Raw genomic sequence first — 18,223 nt, 5'->3', positions numbered from 1 at the left:
AAGATCAGACCTGTCCGAGAGGAAAATACCTATGCTGTTACTACGTGACCCGAAACTTCGAGCCGCCACTGCGGTTCTCCAGGAAAATCACCTCGCGCTAGTGCGGGCCGTCCACGAGGGGCAGAGCGACCTCTGGGACGTGCTCGCAATGAAGCTGCTCAAGACACTGGAGGCAGCGGCTGGAGCCAGGCTGTACTCCGGGATGCAGATGCCGATGCCCCGGCCGGGCGCTTCCTCCCAGGAGCAGGTAAGAGAGATGCTGGCACAGCTCCCGCTGCTCACCAGGGATGCTTTGAGAGATAGCGGTCTGAACGCGCTCACCCTGCCGGTTCCCGCCTACTTCCACTGGTGGGAGACGTCGGGTACGACAGGGCCTGCCACGGCTGCTCCCAAGTCACTTCCTGACCTGATCCCAAACACGATCAACATCGGGGAGATGTGGGCGCAATTCCTTTCCCCGGAGGACGTCGTCCTCATCCTGATCATCGCCTCGATCGGGCCGGCCCCCTACCAGTTCGAGAAGGTCGCCGAGTATCTGGGGATGATGTCCGTCAAGCCGTGGGTGGAGTATATCGACGGTGACTACGACAAGGTGCTGTGGCAGACCAAGGAGCTGGGAGTTAACACGTACATAGGAGCACCGTCACGCCTCCTCGCGATGATCCAGTTCGCGGCTCGACAGGGCCTTCCCATTCCTCAGTTCGACACCCTTCTGCTCATCGCCGAGCAGACCGGGCCCCACTTTCTCCGTCACCTGGAACGCCTAACGGGATCCCGCGCCTACGTGGGCTCCTTCGGGTCATCCGAGACAGGGACGACCGCCGTGACCTGTAGGGAGGGGCGGCTGCACCTGCAGCTGCAGAGCTACCTGCTGGAGCTGTACACCCCAGGGAGCGCCCCCCGGCTGATCGACGGATCCGCTGACAGCGGGCAACTCGTGGTGACTACGCTGGACCAACCGGGACGACCGCTGCTGCGCTACATGACAGGGGATCTGATCGAGGTCATTGATGAACCGTGCCCGTGCGGCGTGGCGCTGCCGGTCGCCCGAACCCTGGGCCGGGAGAAGGACCTGATCGCGTTCCCCGGCGGATCGGTCCGCCAGGATGAGTTCGAGGCCGCGCTGTGGCCGGAGGACTCGCGGGGACCGACAGCTCTGAACTACATGCTGACCGTGAACGAAGACCGGATCGTCGTCCTCGTGACGACGGACCAGCCCGTAGGGAAGACATGGATCGCGAAAACAGAAGAGCGGCTGGCAGCAGTGTTTCCCGCCCACCTGCTGACGGTGGCAGACATCGACGTACTACCCCCGCTGGCTTCTCTGTCGGGTGATCTGGGGTGGAAGCTGTCCCGCGTGGTCGATCTCCAAGACCGCACGGTGTATAAGCGGCTTCCGCCGCACACCGCCACCGTCGCAGACGCGGCATTCGTCGAACTGGAACAGAGGAACAGAAGGATGACGAGATGAGCAGTGATCTTGGAACCGGAGAATGGGACTGCGGCGTTGACAGAGAGAACGTTCGCCGCCGAACAGAAACAGCAGATTGAGGAAACTAGCGATGGAAGAGAGACCGTTCGCCACTGAACGTGAACAGAAACTGTTTGTCCTGGACGTCTATTTCCGTACCCAGGCTGCGATCGAAGCCTTTTTCGGGCACGCCGGACTGCATACATGGATCGAGCGTGTTGCATCCGGCATGGCAGCCACGGTCATCCAGACCGTTCCGGATATCCTCGATCGGACACGACGACTGCTAGGCGGGCTCAACATGATGCTGCACGTCTATCCCGGTTCCGAGGCGACTCTGACCGAGATTCCGGGCGGGGTCCAGTTGGAAGTGCGGCGGTGCGGCATCTACGACTACAGGGATAAGGCCCGGGATCGGGGTGTCACGCTGACGTTGGAGAAGCCGTGCGAGTTCTGTGTTCCCCTGCATAAAGCCGAGGCCGCCAAGCTCGGCGTCGAGATCTCGAACCAGCTTCGCGACCACGGCTGCACCTATGTGGCCCTGGTGCCGAAGGAGACCAGAAATGAGAACTGAGATGGAGCAGGCTCCGCTTCCCTGCCGGCGAGACGTCGAGTGGCCATGTAATCCGGCACCTGAGCTGCGAGAGTTGTGCGAGGAGCAGCCGGTCGCCAGCATCCAGCTATCCAGCGGTAGCAAGGCCTGGCTGATCTCCCGGGACAACGACGCGCGCCAGGTCCTCGCCGACCCGCGGTTCAGCAGCGCGCCGCCTCCCGGTACGGCGCTTCCCGTGCCGGAGGAGCGGACCCTGCAGGAAGAGCTGAGTGACAGGCAGCCGGGAACGTTCCTGGAGTATGACGAACCGCACCACACGCAGTACCGAAACAAGGTCGCCGGCGAGTTTACCCCTGCCAGCATGGACAAGCTGCGGCCCATGATCGAGCGGATTGTCGATGAATGCCTGGATGCCACCGAGGAGGCAGGATCTCCCGTCGACCTGGTACAGACATTCGCCCTGCCGATGCCCTCACGGGTCATCTGCGAGATGCTCGGGATTCCTCGGAACGATACCTTCGACTTCGCAACGCAGACGCGGATCATGACCGACCTGATGGCTCCCCCCGAGGATCTGCTGGTGGCGCGGGACGCGATGCGTAACTACATGCGAGCTCACGTCAAGAGGACGCGAGCCCATCCCGGCGACAACCTGTTCGGACGACTCGTCACCCGGCACGGTGACGAACTTGATGACGAGGAGCTGACAGGAATTGGCAACTTGCTGCTCATCGCCGGGCACGAGACCACAGCGATGACGATCGGCCTCTCCGTGCTGACGTTGCTACAGCATCCGGACCAGCTGGCGGTGATGCGGGGTGGCGACCCGCAGACGGTCAATGCGGCGGTCGAGGAGCTGCTACGGTATACCTCGATCGCCAATCACGGCGCGGTGCGGATCGCTACGGAGAGCATCGAGGTGGGTGGCCAGCTGATCGGCCAGGGCGAGATCGTGGTGGTATCCATCCCGATGGCTAATCGTGACCCGAAGCGGTACGACCAGCCGTACCAGTTCGATATTGGCCGCCGTCCCCAGACGACGCTCGCGTTCGGCCACGGCATACATCGCTGCGTCGCAGCCCCGATGGCCATGCTGGAGCTGAAGATCGCCCTGCCTGCCCTGTTTGACAGGTTCCCGAACCTGCAGCTCGCAGTGCCGCTGGAGAAGGTCGCGGTCCGAAAATCCAATGCAACTCACGGCGTCGATTCACTGCCGGTCACGTGGTGATCATGTCTAACATCAGGAAGATTATCGCCCGGGTGGTGGTCGATGACATCGACAAAGCGCTGCCCCTGTATATGGATCTCGCCGGGATACAGGAACCTTGGCGCTTCGGGTTCAGAGGTCTCGAACTAGCCTCTGTGGGTCCGTTCCTGCTACTCAGCGGGCCGCAGGCTGCGGACTACAGCAATCGCGTTGCCACGATCGAGGTAGCCGATCTCAGTCGAGTAATAGCGAGCCTGGAGCGAGCACTCGGGACCATCATTGACGGTCCCGTCCAGTCGCCGGGTGGTACCCGCCTTATCGCGCAGCACCCGGATGGATCGATCTGGGAGTATATCCAGCCCACAGACTCAGGCGCAGGATAGCCGCGCCCCAGTCTACAGGATCCGATAGCTGATCGAGTAGACCAGAGGAATTGCACCTCCAGGCTCTTACGCAACGGTGTACGTGAATCTCTCGATGGCTCTGTTGCAAACAGCCGGCGCAAGCCATCAAGCATAGATTACAAACAGTCTATTGAAGAAGCGCACTTCAGATGAAACGCCCGGACGCAGCAGGATGCATTCTAGTTGCGGATCCTACGCATGACTTCAATTCCCGTGAGGTGTGGCGCAGACCTTCGAAGTTCCATCTTATTTCGAGGTATCAGGGAGTCGTGCGATTGAAAAATGTTCGACGTCCTGACCAAAGTCGCCACCTGCATGCGGATACTGGCTTTTTTGCGTACCGAAGAGATTGTTTGCACGGATCGAAACCGGGGTGGGCAGATCGAAAGCATGACTTTGGCCGTGCCTTCAAGGAGTACTATCTGCAACTTGAACCGTTGCGTTTGGATCTAGAACCAAGGATTGCTATAAAACCATACTTTGTGTCGCGTTTATCTTCAGATTTGACAACCAATCGGCAATGATCGCTGTTAAGAACAATTGCACGGGAGCAATAACCCTTCTAACTACCAAAGCCATATCATTTCACGATTCAAAACTCATAGCCTTACCTGAGGCCCTCTTATACGGAGGGCCTTATCGTTGCTTCTGCACTCAAAATAGAAAGCTGCAAGCCAGCACGTCTGGCTCTCAGCGTCGAACAGCTATACTCTCAGCTCTACCTATGGCACGAGTCAAAAACCCTGCGAATCGCAGCGCAATCCTTCAGGCAGCGACTTACGAGATAGCCGAAGCCGGACTTGCCGCACCAACCGCGAAGATCGCGAAGCGTGCGAACATCGCTACAGGCACTCTCTTCACCTACTTCGCAAACAAGGAAGAGCTGATAAACGAGCTCTATCTCGAGCTCAAGAGAGAAGCGTACGCTCGAATAAACTCAGACTTCCCTCACAAATCAAGCCTCGAGGCCCGCACCCGCCATGTGTGGTCGAGCTTCCTCTACTGGGCGCTCGAATTCCCCGAAAAGAGAAAAGTCTCCATCCAGTTGACCATCTCGAACCTCGTCACTCCTGAAACCCGTATGCAGACAGCCATCGATCGCGGTGCGGTCGACAAAACACTCAGCGATCTGGGCAACCGGGCATCCCTCCGTGGTCTGCCGGACGGGTTCGCGGCAGCGACGATGTCCGCGATGCAGGAGGTGACGATCGACGCCATCGCCAAACGCCCTCGACAGCGCGAAAGGATCATAGATCGAGCCTTCGAGGTCTTCTGGCGCGCCATTCGGTAATCTCTATGGAAATAAAATAAATGAGCAACTAGTCAGTCATTTAGTAATCTTATCTCCAGGGGATATTTGGAAATGGCAAAAGTCTGGTTGATTACAGGAAGCGGAAATGGTTTAGGGCGGGATATCGCCGAAGCAGCGCTCGCAGCGGGAGATAGCGTCGTCGCAGGCGCGCGTCGGACAGAGGAGCTTACCCCTCTGGTGGCACAGTATGGGGAACGGATCAAACCCGTAACCCTCGAAGTACGCGATGAAACAGCAGCAAAGGCGGCCGTTCAAGCCGCGCTCGACACCTTCGGACGCCTCGACGTCCTCGTCAACAACGCCGGCTATGGACAGTTTGCTCCATTCGAACAGATGAGTGCAGAGGACTTTCAGGCCATCGTCGACACCTGCTTCTACGGGGTGGTCTACACCACACGGGCCGCCGTTCCTGTCATGCGCGCGCAAAAGAGCGGTCACATCTTTCAAATCTCGTCGGTAGGTGGGCGTATCGCTATCGCTGGAAACACGGCCTATCACGCGGCGAAGTGGGCGGTCGGAGGCTTCAGTGACTCTCTCGCAATGGAGGTCGCGCCCTTCGGTGTGAAAGTCTGCACCCTGGAGCCAGGCGGCATTCGCACAAACTGGTCGCGACGTGCAGGCGAGAACAAGCCAGCCCTGCTACCGGAATATGAGGCATCGGTTGGTATGCTCTGGAAACTGTTGCGTGGATACGAAGATAAATGGGAAGGTGATCCCCGAAAGATTGCTAACGTGATCGTGGAACTGGCAAACAGCGACAAGGTTCCATTGCGGCTGATCCTCGGCGTCGATGCAGAAAAGCGTGTGCACCAGGTCGAAGCTTCGCGCGCCAGCGAAGCCGAGCAGTGGAAACATATCACCGCGTCAACCATCTTCCAGGACGCAGCACCGATCCCAGAACTGCTCAATCTGGGGACAGCAAAGTCCTGAACCGCCGGCCCGACGAGCGCGGCGGATTGCAAACGTGCGAACCGCCGCTCCGGGCCACCGGCAACACGCAGAATCTACCGAAGAATCTCATCGAGCGGAGCGTGCTTCGCCTCAGGCAACTTCACCCCCAACACCTTCGCGATCGTCGGCGCCACCGCCAGGTTCGAGATTGCCCCCAGCGCTACGCCAGGTTTGATCGCCGCACCAGACGCTACGAACAGAGCCTGCATATCGGCCATCGTATTCAGATAGCCATGCTGGCCTTTAGGCGAACTCGCGCGCACCAGTTCGCCGTTCGTATCATCGCTGAACGCATAGTCCGCGCCAGCAGCAAGATAGATCTGCGGAGCCTGGTCGCTCTTGGCCTCGTCAGGAATCCCAAGCCCCCGAGCCTCCTCGTTGGTGTACACATGCTCGATACCTGGAACGCCGGCAAAGTATGCCTTCAGCTTCGGAAGCAGTTCCGCTCGCCGTCGCACATCGCGGATGTAAACCGAAGCCGCTCCACCCTCCGCCTTCACCCAGACGTCTCCTACATAACCATTGCCTTGCCTGTGAAGTAGCCCCTGCTCAATCAGCGCCACATTAGGGCTGATCGTATGTGTGTAAGTCGCGAAGCCATGGTCGGAGAGGATGAAGAACGTCGTTCTATCCAGAATGCCGGCTGTACGCGCAGCCTCAACCACTCGCCCGAGACAGTGATCAGCATAAGCATAGGAAGCGTAAGCAGCCGGAGTTAATGGCCCGTACTCATGCTGAATCGAGTCCGTCTGCAGCAGGTGAAACAGCAGCAGATCCGGCGTGTGCCTCGCAAGAATATCGACAGCAGCGTCTGTCCACACCTCATCTCGCCACGCTGGACTGCTCCCTTCACCAAAGTGTTCCACCTCTTCGCGCGTCAGGATGCCTTGCGCGATCAGATCGTTGGGAATCTCATCGCGTACATCAGGCTTCTCGCCGAACTGCCAACGAATGCCCTTCGCGCCATACACCGCCACCCAATCCACTTGTCCGGTCGTCAAACCCTTCTCCGCAGCCGCCTCATACAGCGTCCGCGCGTGGACCAGTTTTTCTTTATCCGTCCACGGCTCAACCACCGGAGCACTCCCATCAGGCGGCATAACGATTAGGCCATTCGCCATCACAAAATGTTCACTCGCATCGACACCGGTAATCATTGCGGTATGGTTCGGCCAGGTGACCGTAGGATTGATCGGTTGCATCTCCTTCGCTACAGCACCCGTAGCCGCAAGCGACCGAAGCACCGGCATAGGCAAACGAGGATCCTCAAGCGCACGAGCAGGAAACCCGTCGATGGTAATCACAACCACTACCGGCTTGTGCGCGTTTGCAGCAGACCTAGTCTCTGCCGCCACGCAACGGGTAACAACCGGCAATAAAAGCGCCCATACAGAAAGTAACGAAAGAACTCTCTTCAAAACCTCACGTCCATTAGTTCTCAATGCTCCGTCTTTCATCTGTGCTCATCCTCGGTCTTCGCCTCAGCACTATCTCTTCGCGCTCGCGCAGCCGCCTCTTCCCTGCTCTCCATCCATCCCCGCAGAATAATCACCGCCGCCACCTGGTCGATCACGTACTTGCGATCCTTGCGATCATGCCCTGCTTCGTTCAGCAGCTCATGCGCCGCAACGGAGGTTAGCCGCTCATCCCATAACTGCACCGGCAATCCGGAGCGCACCCTCAACTCCTCTGCGAACTCATGCACCTTCGCCGCCCACGGACTCACATCGCCAGATAGGTGCAGCGGATTTCCCACCACAATCTCTACAACCTCATGCTTGCGAATCAGTCGCATCAAGCTTCGGAGATCCTCCCCTCTGGTTTTCCGCCAAAGCGTCAGCAACGGCTGCGCCGTGTATCCAAGCGGGTCCGACAGCGCAACGCCGACCCTGATCTTCCCCACATCCAACGCCATCACGCGCCCGCTCACCATGCCTCCAGTCTATTTGCTTTTCTGTCACTCACCCAATCACACAGGATTGACTTCAAGCTTCGGCTGACCGTGACCGCTCGTCGTAACTCCCGCATCCGGCGACAGACCCAGACTATCGAGCACCGGCCCCAGCGCAAGCACCGCCATAAAAAGAATAGCTATATGGAAATCGCGAAGTTGCGGCACCGCAGCAGAGTGGCCGTGCGCATGGGCCACAAGACGCAGCGTAATCGCTCCCACCGCCACTCCCATTCCCATGCTCAACTGCATGATCGCGCTCAAAAATCCATTCGCCCGGCTCATCCTGTTCGCCGGAATCTCCGTGTACGCAAGCGTAGTCATGCAGGTAAACTCCATCGACCGGCATGCTCCATGGAAGAACAGAATGGCGGCAATCAAAGCTGGCGGAGTCGTCGGATTGAGAATCGCACACAGAGCCATCGACCCGGCTGTAATCACCCCGTTGACCAGCAAAATCCTGCGAAAACCAAAGCGGCGCAGCAGCTGAATCACAAACGCCTTCATGCTCAGGTCTCCGCCAAACAGCGCAAGAAGATAAAGTCCCGATCGAAACGCATTCAGGCCAAACGCAATCTGAAACATCAACGGCAGCAGGAACGGCAACACCGAAACCGCAATGCGAAAGGCGCTCGCGCCATACACCGACAGCGAATAGCTCTTCAACTTCAACGACTCGAAGTCCACCAGCGATGTGGCAGGCCTTCGCCGTGCAACCACAATCGCGACCACTCCACTGAGCACGCTGAGAGCAAGGACGATCACCGGCAACCGCCACTGCGCGCCATCGCCTCCCAGCTTTTCCATCGCATACACGGCACCGGTAGAGGCGAAGCCACCCAGAAGAAACGTCGTCCAGTCGAACGGATGCCTGTCGTCCGTTCGAACATTCTCAATCCACAGCAGCGTAAGAATCAAGGCCATCACACCGAGCGGAAGATTGAGAAAGAAGATCCAGTGCCAGCTCGCATACGTCGTGATAAATCCTCCCAGTGGAGGTCCAATCACCAACGCCGTCAGCCCAGGCCACGTGATATATGCGATCGCCTGCGTCAGCTTATCCTTCGGAGTAGTGCGTAGAACAATCAGCCGCCCCACCGGCACCATCATGGCCCCCCCAAATCCCTGAAGAATCCGCATCAACGTAAACTGCGTCAGCGTGCGAGAGGCACCGCAAAACAAAGAGGCGATCGTAAACACAGCAATCGCCGAAGCAAACACCGATCGCGCGCCGAAGCGGTCAGCCACCCACCCGCTGATTGGAATAAAAACCGCAAGCGTCAGCAGATAGGCCGTCATCCCAATATTGAGATTGACCGCTCCCACATGGAAGCTGCGCGCCATCTGCGGCAGCGCCGTGGCAATAATCGTGCCGTCAAGGTTCTCCATGAAAAACGCGCCCGCGATCAGACTGGTGATATAGAGCGGGGGAACACTTTTCTTCATCGCTCTATTCTACGAAACACTCTCAGCAAACTGCTCACGAACATCCCTAACGCTTTATCTCTTTGGCCTACGCACCCAAAGACACTAATGGCCCGAGTTTACGTAGTGCAATCAAATGACGCGCTCCTGACGACCTTCTGACAACTCCCTCCCCTATCCTCTCTACTCTTCAACTTGACCGGATCACCCCTTGTAACCGGCAAACAATCTGCGTTCGCGCAGAGAAAAAAGAGAGAGATCATGCAAACCGCACCCTGTTTAGCTTCCTCCGCACAAAACAAAATCGACTCGCGTCGAGGCCTTCGCACGCGATTCCAGCCACACATGAAAAATCTTCTGGCTCTCCTTCTCTCAACCTTCTCCCTCGCCGTAGCGGCCTCTGCACAAACTGCGGGCTCCTTCCAGGCCACCAACATCCTCTCCGACGGTTCGGTAACCGCAGCAGTTACAGACCCACAATTCATTAACCCCTGGGGCGTCTCCGTCGGACCCGCCTTCTGGATCAACACCCAGGCCAGCGGCCTCGACTATGTCGCCACCGCCACGGGAACCATCCCCTTCAAGGTCAGCATCCCCACCGCCGCAGGCACCGGCACGGGCTCTCCCACCGGCACCGTCTTCAGCCCCTCCACCACAAACTTCAAACTCCCCAACGGCTCTGCCGCCACCTTCCTCTTCGCCACGCTCGACGGCACCGTCAGCGGCTGGAACTCAGCCCTCGGCACCACCAACAGCGTCGCTCAGATCGCCATCAATAACAGCGCCGCAAACGCCGTCTACACTGACATCGCGCTCCTCACCAATCCCACCGGAACCTTCCTCCTCGCGGCAAACTTCGGCGCAGGCACCGCCATTGAGGTCTATGACACCACCTTCAAGGCCGCCAAACTCGCCGGCTCCTTCACTGATACCTCCCTCCCCGCGAACTACGCACCCTTCGCCGTCCACGTCATCGGCAATCAGGTCTTCGTCACCTATGCTCTTCGCAGCACCAACACCGGCTCCCCCGCTTCACCAACACCCTACGCTGTCTCTTCCACCGGCGTCCACGCCGCGGCAACCACGTACCTCCAGACCGTTGGCGCAGGGAACGGCATCGTCGACGTCTTTGACCTCAGCGGCGACTTCGTCTCCCGCGCCATCACCGGCGGCAACCTCAACGCGCCCTGGGGAGTAGCCCTCGCCCCCACCGGATTCGGCATCTACGGCGGTGATCTCCTCGTCGGCAACTTCGGCGACGGCATCATCAACGTCTACAACCCCAGCACCTTTGCCTACCTCGGCCAGATCACTGACGCCACCGGCAAGCCGCTCGCCTTCGCCTCACTCTGGGAGATCGTCTTCGGCCAGAGCAACGCAACTCCGGCAGGCGCAGGAGATCCCAACACCCTCTACATCGCTGCAGGCCTTGCTAACGAAGGCCACGGCCTCTTCGCCGGCATCGCCAACACCACCTCCTCTACCGCTGCGGCAAACTTCGGCTTCAGCGCATCGACCTCCGCCGCCACCGTCACCGCAGGCAACTCCACGACTGCGACCATCAGCGTCGCTCCCACCAACAGCTTCGCCGGAAACGTCACTCTCTCTTGCAGCGGACCGGCTGGCGTCACCTGCACCTTCTCGCCCAGCAGTCTCACCGTCACGCCCACCGCAGCAGCCACCAGCACCGTCACCATCCAGACCGCGGCCGCCGTGGCGCATCTCAAGCAGCCCGCTCCCTGGGGCAAGGACGCAGCCACCGTCGCCGTAGCATTCTTCATGCCCTTCGGCTCTATCCTTGTCTTCTCCCGCCGCCGCGCCATTGGAAAAACGAATCCCCTGCAACTGCTCGGGCTCTTCGCTCTTCTACTCATCTCCACCGGTCTGGTAGTCGGTTGCTCCGGCTCTTCAAACCCGACCGCAGCCCAGGGCGCCACGCCGCCCGCCTCACCCTCCACTCCATCAACCCCCGGCACTCCCACAGGAGTTCAGATGGTGACCGTCACAGCCACCTCTGGAAGCCTCACCCAGAACACGACCATTGCACTCACGGTGCAGTAGTCGTCGCGATGTCCTTCCTCAACGGCCGCCTGAAACTTCGGGCGGCCATCTTTTTGCAACAGCATCTTTCCAGTCCGCACACATCAGTACTGATACGATAAGTTAAATGGGAATGAGGTCTCCCAAAACCGCCGTAAAGATCCGGCTGATGACCTCTGCCAATTCGATCTTCATACACTGAGGAACAACGAGGCAGACGATGTCATATCTCTGGGTCACAATCGGTAGTGCTCTGGGCGGGCTTCTGCGTTACGCCATCACACGGCTCACCCTCACCTACAGCGTCGGGTTCCCCTTCGGCACCATCTTCATCAACGTGCTCGGCTCCTTCGTCATCGGATACTTCGGCACCCTCACCCTGCAAAGCGGTCGCTACGCCGTCTCCGACAACCTCCGTCTCTTCGTCATGGTCGGCATTTGCGGAGGCTTCACCACCTTCTCCTCCTTCAGCCTGCAGACCTTCGACCTCATGCGGTCAGGCGCCTGGGGCAGAGCCCTGGCCAACATCGTTCTCTCCGTCGTCCTCTGCATCGCCGCCGTAGCCGCTGGCCATCTCCTCGCCCACCACTCCACTCCCTCTCAGGCCATCGCCGAGACCGCCAGTGAAGAGTACACCGGCTAAACTCTAATCTCCGTCACCACTGCCGGAGTCCTCCGCCCGTCCAATCTCTTTAATATCCAACATCTGCTCCAACTCCTCGCGCTCAATCGCAGCCTCATACTTAGCCTCTTCGCCACGCAGAAAAACAATCCGCACCTTCTGCAGATGCTCACGATTGTCCTTCAGAAATGACTGCAGCTGCTCCTCTTCCCCTACCAGCTCCAGGCACTGCGGCAACCTTGCCGGAGGAACCTCACCTGTATCCATCATCAGCTCCTGATTCTTAAGAAACCCGCCGATTACTCTATGCAGCAGAGCCTGCTCAATCCCATGCTCTTTCGCCTGTCGCAACAGGTAAGCGCCGAGGCTCTGCGGCGCAAGCCGTTTCCACCAGTTATCCGCCCGCCTCATCTCAGACGCGGAAAAGTAAAGCCGAAGTACGCTCAGGTGATCCATCACGCTCCCCTCCAGAAATCCAAACTCATCGATCTCTTCCAGCATCTCTGGCGGCGGCATATCCCGCATCTTCGACACCAGTGCCAGCGACATTCCCTCTTCTGCCGTAGCGCTCAGGTGTTTGCTCTTCCCCACCCGCTGCGCCTGGTAGATGCCGGAGTGCCCCGAAAACAGATAGCTGATCACACAAGCAATCCCCGCATACGCACCTGCCTCTGCGCCAAACAGCTCCACCGCCATCAGCGTCGAAGCAATCGGAGTATTCGCTGCACCGGCGAACACAGCCACAAATCCCATCCCCGCCAGCAGCGAAGAAGGCAGCGGCAAAATCCTTGACAACGCATTCCCCAGCGTCGAGCCGATAAAAAAGAGTGGCGTCACCTCGCCGCCCTTGAAGCCCGTCCCCAGCGTCACCGCCGTAAAAAGAAACTTCGCTGCAAAGTCATATACCGGTAGCTTCATATGGAACGATGCAACGATCGTAGGGATTCCCAACCCGATGTACTTCGTCGTTCCAACTAACAACACTGCAGCGCTGACGATCAACCCTCCGACGAACGGACGGAACGGAGCAGACAAGATCCAGCGTCGCGCCGTGTGCGACACCGCGTGTGTCGTCTTCGCAAATGCCATGCCCACCAACCCAAACGCCAGCCCTGCCGCCATCGATGAAAGTATGCCGCCAACCCTCAGCGGCGGCACATCGGTCACGCTATAGATCGTATGATGAATCCCCCAGGCCTTCGTTACCAAGTCGCCGACAAATGCCGCAAAGAAGCACGGAGCTATCGCGTCGTAGCTTAGCCTGCCAAAGGCCAGCACCTCGATCCCAAAGATCGCGCCTGCCAGCGGCGTCCCGAAGACCGACGCAAATCCCGCGCTGATACCTGCCATCAGCAGAATCCTTCGATCTCTCGGCATCAACCGCAACGGCCTCGTCAGCTGGTCCGCAAGCGACGCTCCCGTTTGGATCGCCGTTCCCTCGCGTCCCGCCGATCCTCCAAACAGATGCGTCACGAACGTTCCAATCAAAATCAGCGGAGTCATCCTGAGCGGGATAGTCGCCTTCGGATCGTGTACCTCTTCGAGAATTAAATTGTTGCCCGCCTCCACCGAACTTCCCAGGTACTTGTAGAGGTAGCCGACCAGGAGACCCGCCGGTGCCAGCAGGACAATCAGCCATCGGTGCGCCTCGCGAACCTCAGTCGCTAACTCAAGCGACCACAGAAGCAACGCCGAGGCCGACCCCGCCATCATCCCAACCGCACTCGCGATCGGCAACCAGCGCATAAGGTCAAGCAGAAGGCGTAACTGCTCTGTCGCTAATCTTCCTGAACTATCTTTGGGCATGCGTCCTCCTACAGGATGTAGGAGTCATCAGCGCAGTTCCAGGGAGGAACCGGCGGTTCAGGCGAACTCCATCGCCAGAAATTGATAGACCAAGACTACCAGCGGCTCCAGCGCGAAGCAACAAACAGAATCGCCTCAGCTAAACTAAACCTATGATCGACGAAGCTACCTTCCGCCGCGAGTCCGACAAAGCCCTCGAGTCCCTCAAGCAATCCCTCATCTCTGCCGAGGACGACGACGCGGGCTTCGAGTTCGAAGACAACAACGGCGTCATGAACATCCTCTTCGAGAACGGCTCCAGCAAGTTCGTCATCACTCCCAACACCCCCATCCGTCAGGTTTGGATCTCCGCTCAGGCCACCAGCTTCAAGCTCGACTGGGCCGAAGCCACCGCGACCTTCTCCCTCGCAAAGACCGGTGAAGATCTCAAAACCCTCGTCCAGCGCCTCCTCCGCGAACACCTCGCCGATCCCTCCATCACCCTCCCCTAGACGGCACCCCTAAAAACAAATCGACAGCTTTTCACGCAAATCAGGCTAGAATGACTCCACTACTCAAGCCCACCTGCCCAGGGTAGAAAACTCACAATCCTGAGAAGCCGCTCCCTCTTGAGGGAGGATGGGATAGCCATCATGCCACCGAAGCTGTCCGTAGCCATCATCACGCTCAACGAAGAGGCCAACCTGGCCCGCACCCTCGCGAGCGTACAATTCGCCGACGAGATCATCGTCGTCGACTCCGGCTCCACCGACCGCACCCTGGAAATCGCCGCCTCCTTCAAAGCCAAACTCTTCCTCGAACCTTGGCAGGGCTTTGCCCGGCAGAAAAACTTCGCCATCGAGCGTTGCACCAGCCCTTGGATCCTCTCGCTCGACGCCGACGAAACCCTCACCCCCGAGCTGCAGTCCGAAATCGGCGCCCTGCTCTCCGCCAGCCCCAGCGCCGACGCCTATCTCCTTCGCCGCCGCAACCTCTTCCTCGGTCGCTGGATGCGTCACGGCGGATACTACCCCGACACCCACCTCCGCCTCTTCCGCCGTCACTCCGCCAACTTCGCTCCACCCGCGCGCTTCACCGACCGGCCCGTCCACGAGACCATCACCCTCGACGGAACCATCGAAACCCTCAAACACGACATCATCCATCACGCCTACCCCACCCTCGAAAGCTACATCGAAACCCTCAACCGCTACAGCACCCTCGGCGCCCAGACCGTCATCGAAAAGGGACACACCAGCCGCTCCCTCTTCGCACTTCTCAACAACGTCCTCATCCTCCCCACCCTTACCTTCTTCCAAAACTATCTCCTCCGCCTCGGTTTCCTCGACGGCCGCGAAGGCCTCCTGCTCCACCTCTACCACTCCACCTACACCAGCTGGCGCTACGCCAAAGCCTGGCAGACCACCCGCAACCGATAACACCCGATAACCTCCTCGAAGCGACTGTCTTTACGCAGCCAGACGAACGCACCGTCGTCTTGCTATCATCCATCCGTGTGTCGAAAGGACTGATCCAATGCGCGTATTCGTGGCAGGAGCAAGCGGAGCAATCGGCGAACCTTTGATCGCGGAGCTGCTCAGGCAGGGACACTCCGTGGTGGGCATGACAACAAGCGCGGTGCGAGCGAAGAAGCTGGAGAGCCAGGGGGGTGAAGCAGTGATCGTCGACGCCTTCGACGCCTCTGCCCTGCAGGCCGCTCTGCAGCGCGCAAACCCAGAGGCGGTCATCGATCAACTGACGTCGTTGCCCAGGGAACTCGGCGATATGCCCCAATATGCCGCAGGCGACAGGAGGCTGAGGATCGAAGGAGGAGGCAACCTGTTTCGTGCCGCCATCGCAAGCGGCGTGCGCCGGTATCTGCAGCAGGCCAGCGGATTCTTCTTGAAGGCAGCTGAAGGAACTTTGGCCGACGAGTCCTCTCCTTTGGATCTCGAGGCATCCCCAGGCGTCGCGTCCAGCGCACAGACCTACACAGAGATCGAAGCGAGGCTCTTCAGCTCTGAGCAAATCGACGGAGTAGCGCTACGGTATGGGTTCTTCTACGGACCGAACACGTGGTACTACCCCGGACAATCCGTGGCGAACATGATCATGCGTCAACAGATTCCCGTGGTGGGTAACGGCGAAGGGGTCTCATCCTTCGTGCACATCGACGATGCTGCGACTGCAACCGTAGCCGCACTCACCGCCAGACCCGGCGTCTACAACTTGGTGGATGATGATCCTTCGCCGCAGTCCCTATGGTTGCCGGCCTTCGCGAAGTTCCTGGGCGCTCCCGCCCCCCTGCGCATGAGCGAAGCAGACGTAGCCGCGAGTGCAGGAGCAGACACCGTATACTACGCGACCAAATTAAGCGGAGCCTCCAATGCCAAGGCGAAGCAGTCCCTGGCCTGGAAACCACGCCGGTTGGAGTGGCTGGAAGCGTAAGCGTCTCTCTCGAGACATATCGTCTTTACTCGTCGCCCACTCATGAAATGCGTCACCACCGCCACCTCGCTGGTGTAAAACAAAAACATGCCCATCCGCCCGACCCTGGCCCTCGTCGCCCTCGCCGCAACACTTACCGCGACCCTCCCCGCACAGAGTCCTTCCGCAACAACCATCGCCGCCAAAACCACCGGCATGAAACATCTCGACGGCTTCCTTCCGCTCGACTGGGATGCCAAGTCCGGCAAGCTCTACCTCGAGATCCCTCACCTCGACGCCAACGGCCGAAGCCCCGACCTCCTCTATACCCACTCCCTCCCCTACGGAACCGGCTCCAACGACCTCTTCCTCGACCGCGGCCAGATCTCCTCCGGAGAAATCCTCCACTTCGAGCGCACCGGCCCCAAAGTTCTCCTCGTCGAACCCAATCAAAGCTTCCGCAGCACCGCCACCGATCCGCTGGAGCGCCTCGCCGTCCGCCAGTCCTTCCCAGAGTCCATCTTCTACGGCTTCAAAGTCGAAGCGGAAGACCCCAGCGGCGCTGTCCTCATCGACGCGACAGACTTCTACCTCCGCGATGCCCACGGCGTAGGCGAAATCCTCACCGCCACCAAACAGGGCGCCTATAAGCTCGACCTCACTCGCTCCACCATCGCCCTCGACGCCACCAAAGCCTTCCCCAAAAACACCGAAGTCGAATCCATCCTCACCTTCACCACCGACGACCCCACCAAAGCCGAGTTCGTCACCAACGTCACCCCCGACCCCCACGCCCTCACCCTCCGCGAGCACCAGTCCTTCATAGAGCTCCCCGGCCCCGGCTTCACCCCGCGCCGCTTCGCCCCCCGCGCCGGCTACTTCCCCACCAGCTACAGAGATTACGCAGCGCCGTTAGGCGCGAACTTAGATCAGCAGTTCATCATCCGCCACCGCCTCATCAAAAAAGATCCCTCCTGCAAGCAAAGCTGCGAAGCCGTCACCCCCATCCAGTACTATGTCGATCGCGGCGCAGCCGAGCCCATCCGCACCGCACTCCTCGAAGGCGCACGCTGGTGGGATCAGGCCTTCCAGGCCGCCGGCTGGGCCAAAGGAACCTTCCGCGTCGACATCCTCCCCGCCGACGCCGACCCCATGGACATCCGCTACAACATCATCCAATGGGTCCACCGCTATACCCGAGGCTGGAGCTACGGCTCCGCAGTCACCGACCCACGCACCGGCGAGATCATCAAGGGCAACGTAACCCTCGGCTCCCTCCGCAGCCGCCAGGACTACCTCATCGCCGAATCTCTCCTCAGCCCCTACGAAAACGGAAAGCCTCTCCCTCCATCAAACGATCCCATGCTGGCCATGGTCCTCGCCCGAACCCGTCAGCTAGCCGCGCACGAGACCGGCCACACCCTCGGCCTCGCCCACAACTTTGCCGCCAGCAGCTTCCCCCACACACCCGAAGAGTCCGTCTCCGTCATGGACTACCCACACCCCTACATCACGCTCAACAAGGAAGGCATCCCCACCCTCACCGAAAGCTACGGCGTAAACATCGGCATCTGGGACAAGACCGCCATCGACTACGGCTACCACGAGTTCGACAAGTCCTCCAAACCCATCGAAGACCCCGCCGCCCTCAACGCCATCCTCGAAGCCAGCGAAAAAACGGGCCTACTCTACATCACCGACGAAGACGCCCGACCCTTCAGCGGCGCGCACCCTCACGCCCATCTCTGGGACAACGGCACCGACCCCGCCACCGAGCTCGATCGCATCCTGACCATCCGCACCGCAGCCCTCGCACGCTTCAACGAAAACGCCATCACCACCGGCACCCCCATGGCCCAGCTCGAAGACACCCTCGTCCCCCTCTACCTCCTCCACCGCTATCAAACCGAAGCCACCATCAAAGAGATCGGCGGCCTCGACTACCGCTACAACCTCCGCGGCGACAACCAGCCCAACCCCGAGATCGTCTCCGGCGCCGAACAGAAAAAAGCCCTCACCGCCGTCCTCAGAACCCTCACCCCCGAAACCCTCACCCTCCCCGAGCCGCTCCTCAA

At 59.6% G+C, this 18,223-nt stretch carries 16 protein-coding genes and 2 riboswitches; of the genes, 12 read left to right on the top strand and 4 right to left on the bottom strand.

The features are described 5' to 3' along the window. Nucleotides 1–31: 31 nt before the first annotated feature. From GSQ94_RS11690 to GSQ94_RS11665, 6 genes are all read left to right on the top strand, one after another. Complete coding sequence (locus tag GSQ94_RS11690; protein WP_158944024.1) at nt 32–1,471, top strand: phenylacetate--CoA ligase family protein; 1,440 nt, start codon at nt 32–34, stop codon at nt 1,469–1,471. Nucleotides 1,472–1,562: 91 nt separating this feature from the next. Beyond that, nucleotides 1,563–2,045: a hypothetical protein gene (locus GSQ94_RS11685; protein ID WP_158944023.1), complete on the top strand. Its 483-nt coding sequence runs from the start codon at nt 1,563–1,565 to the stop codon at nt 2,043–2,045. Beyond that, the gene (locus tag GSQ94_RS11680; RefSeq protein ID WP_158944022.1) at nt 2,035–3,252 is read left to right on the top strand and encodes a cytochrome P450; all 1,218 of its coding nucleotides are present in this window, start codon (nt 2,035–2,037) and stop codon (nt 3,250–3,252) included. Before GSQ94_RS11685 ends, GSQ94_RS11680 begins: the two co-directional genes overlap by 11 nt. 2 nt (nt 3,253–3,254) lie before the next feature. Beyond that, nucleotides 3,255–3,614 carry a VOC family protein gene (locus GSQ94_RS11675; protein WP_158944021.1) on the top strand — a complete coding sequence of 120 codons (360 nt, stop codon included), beginning with the start codon at nt 3,255–3,257 and terminating at the stop codon, nt 3,612–3,614. 745 nt (nt 3,615–4,359) lie between these two features. Next, nucleotides 4,360–4,926 carry a TetR/AcrR family transcriptional regulator gene (locus GSQ94_RS11670; RefSeq protein ID WP_158944020.1) on the top strand — a complete coding sequence of 189 codons (567 nt, stop codon included), beginning with the start codon at nt 4,360–4,362 and terminating at the stop codon, nt 4,924–4,926. Between the two features lie 72 nt (nt 4,927–4,998). Continuing rightward, nucleotides 4,999–5,877: an SDR family NAD(P)-dependent oxidoreductase gene (locus GSQ94_RS11665; protein ID WP_158944019.1), complete on the top strand. Its 879-nt coding sequence runs from the start codon at nt 4,999–5,001 to the stop codon at nt 5,875–5,877. Nucleotides 5,878–5,951: 74 nt separating this feature from the next. On the opposite strand, the gene GSQ94_RS11660 is transcribed toward GSQ94_RS11665, so the two are convergent. From GSQ94_RS11660 to GSQ94_RS11650, 3 genes are read right to left on the bottom strand one after another with little or no spacing between them, the layout of a single operon-like run. After that, entirely contained in the window at nt 5,952–7,355 is a 1,404-nt protein-coding gene (locus tag GSQ94_RS11660) for an alkaline phosphatase family protein (RefSeq protein ID WP_158944018.1), read from the bottom strand. Then, the gene (gene ruvX, locus GSQ94_RS11655) at nt 7,352–7,831 is read right to left on the bottom strand and encodes a Holliday junction resolvase RuvX (RefSeq protein WP_158944017.1); all 480 of its coding nucleotides are present in this window, start codon (nt 7,829–7,831) and stop codon (nt 7,352–7,354) included. The genes GSQ94_RS11660 and ruvX overlap by 4 nt, the downstream gene beginning before the upstream one ends. A gap of 36 nt (nt 7,832–7,867) precedes the next feature. After that, the gene (locus tag GSQ94_RS11650; protein ID WP_158944016.1) at nt 7,868–9,295 is read right to left on the bottom strand and encodes an MFS transporter; all 1,428 of its coding nucleotides are present in this window, start codon (nt 9,293–9,295) and stop codon (nt 7,868–7,870) included. 324 nt (nt 9,296–9,619) lie between these two features. Here GSQ94_RS11650 and GSQ94_RS11645 point away from each other — a divergent pair, with 324 nt between their 5' ends. Both GSQ94_RS11645 and crcB read left to right on the top strand, forming a co-directional pair. Beyond that, nucleotides 9,620–11,335: a TIGR03118 family protein gene (locus GSQ94_RS11645; RefSeq protein ID WP_158944015.1), complete on the top strand. Its 1,716-nt coding sequence runs from the start codon at nt 9,620–9,622 to the stop codon at nt 11,333–11,335. A 99-nt stretch (nt 11,336–11,434) separates the two neighbouring features. Further along, nucleotides 11,435–11,500: riboswitch (Fluoride riboswitch) on the top strand. Between the two features lie 34 nt (nt 11,501–11,534). Further along, nucleotides 11,535–11,957 (top strand): fluoride efflux transporter CrcB, encoded by a 423-nt coding sequence (gene crcB / locus GSQ94_RS11640; protein ID WP_158944014.1) that lies wholly within the window; start codon nt 11,535–11,537, stop codon nt 11,955–11,957. A 3-nt stretch (nt 11,958–11,960) separates the two neighbouring features. On the opposite strand, the gene GSQ94_RS11635 is transcribed toward crcB, so the two are convergent. Then, a complete protein-coding gene (locus GSQ94_RS11635; RefSeq protein WP_158944013.1) occupies nt 11,961–13,742 on the bottom strand; it encodes a DUF190 domain-containing protein in 1,782 nt (593 codons plus the stop codon). A gap of 11 nt (nt 13,743–13,753) precedes the next feature. Then, nucleotides 13,754–13,827: riboswitch (Fluoride riboswitch) on the bottom strand. Nucleotides 13,828–13,894: 67 nt separating this feature from the next. Here GSQ94_RS11635 and cyaY point away from each other — a divergent pair. From cyaY to GSQ94_RS11615, 4 genes are all read left to right on the top strand, one after another. Then, nucleotides 13,895–14,233 (top strand): iron donor protein CyaY, encoded by a 339-nt coding sequence (gene cyaY / locus GSQ94_RS11630; RefSeq protein ID WP_158944012.1) that lies wholly within the window; start codon nt 13,895–13,897, stop codon nt 14,231–14,233. Between the two features lie 141 nt (nt 14,234–14,374). Beyond that, nucleotides 14,375–15,160 (top strand): glycosyltransferase family 2 protein, encoded by a 786-nt coding sequence (locus tag GSQ94_RS11625; RefSeq protein ID WP_158944011.1) that lies wholly within the window; start codon nt 14,375–14,377, stop codon nt 15,158–15,160. Nucleotides 15,161–15,257: 97 nt separating this feature from the next. Continuing rightward, on the top strand, nt 15,258–16,169 hold the full coding sequence (locus tag GSQ94_RS11620) for an NAD(P)-dependent oxidoreductase (RefSeq protein ID WP_158944010.1): 912 nt from the start codon (nt 15,258–15,260) through the stop codon (nt 16,167–16,169). An 87-nt stretch (nt 16,170–16,256) separates the two neighbouring features. Further along, nucleotides 16,257–18,223, top strand: a 1,967-nt coding sequence (locus GSQ94_RS11615) for a zinc-dependent metalloprotease (protein ID WP_158944009.1), incomplete at its 3' end; no start/stop codon positions are given.

This window comes from Granulicella sp. S190, assembly GCF_009766095.1.
GTDB lineage: Bacteria > Acidobacteriota > Terriglobia > Terriglobales > Acidobacteriaceae > Edaphobacter.
This window is presented reverse-complemented; position numbering and strand designations above follow the sequence as displayed.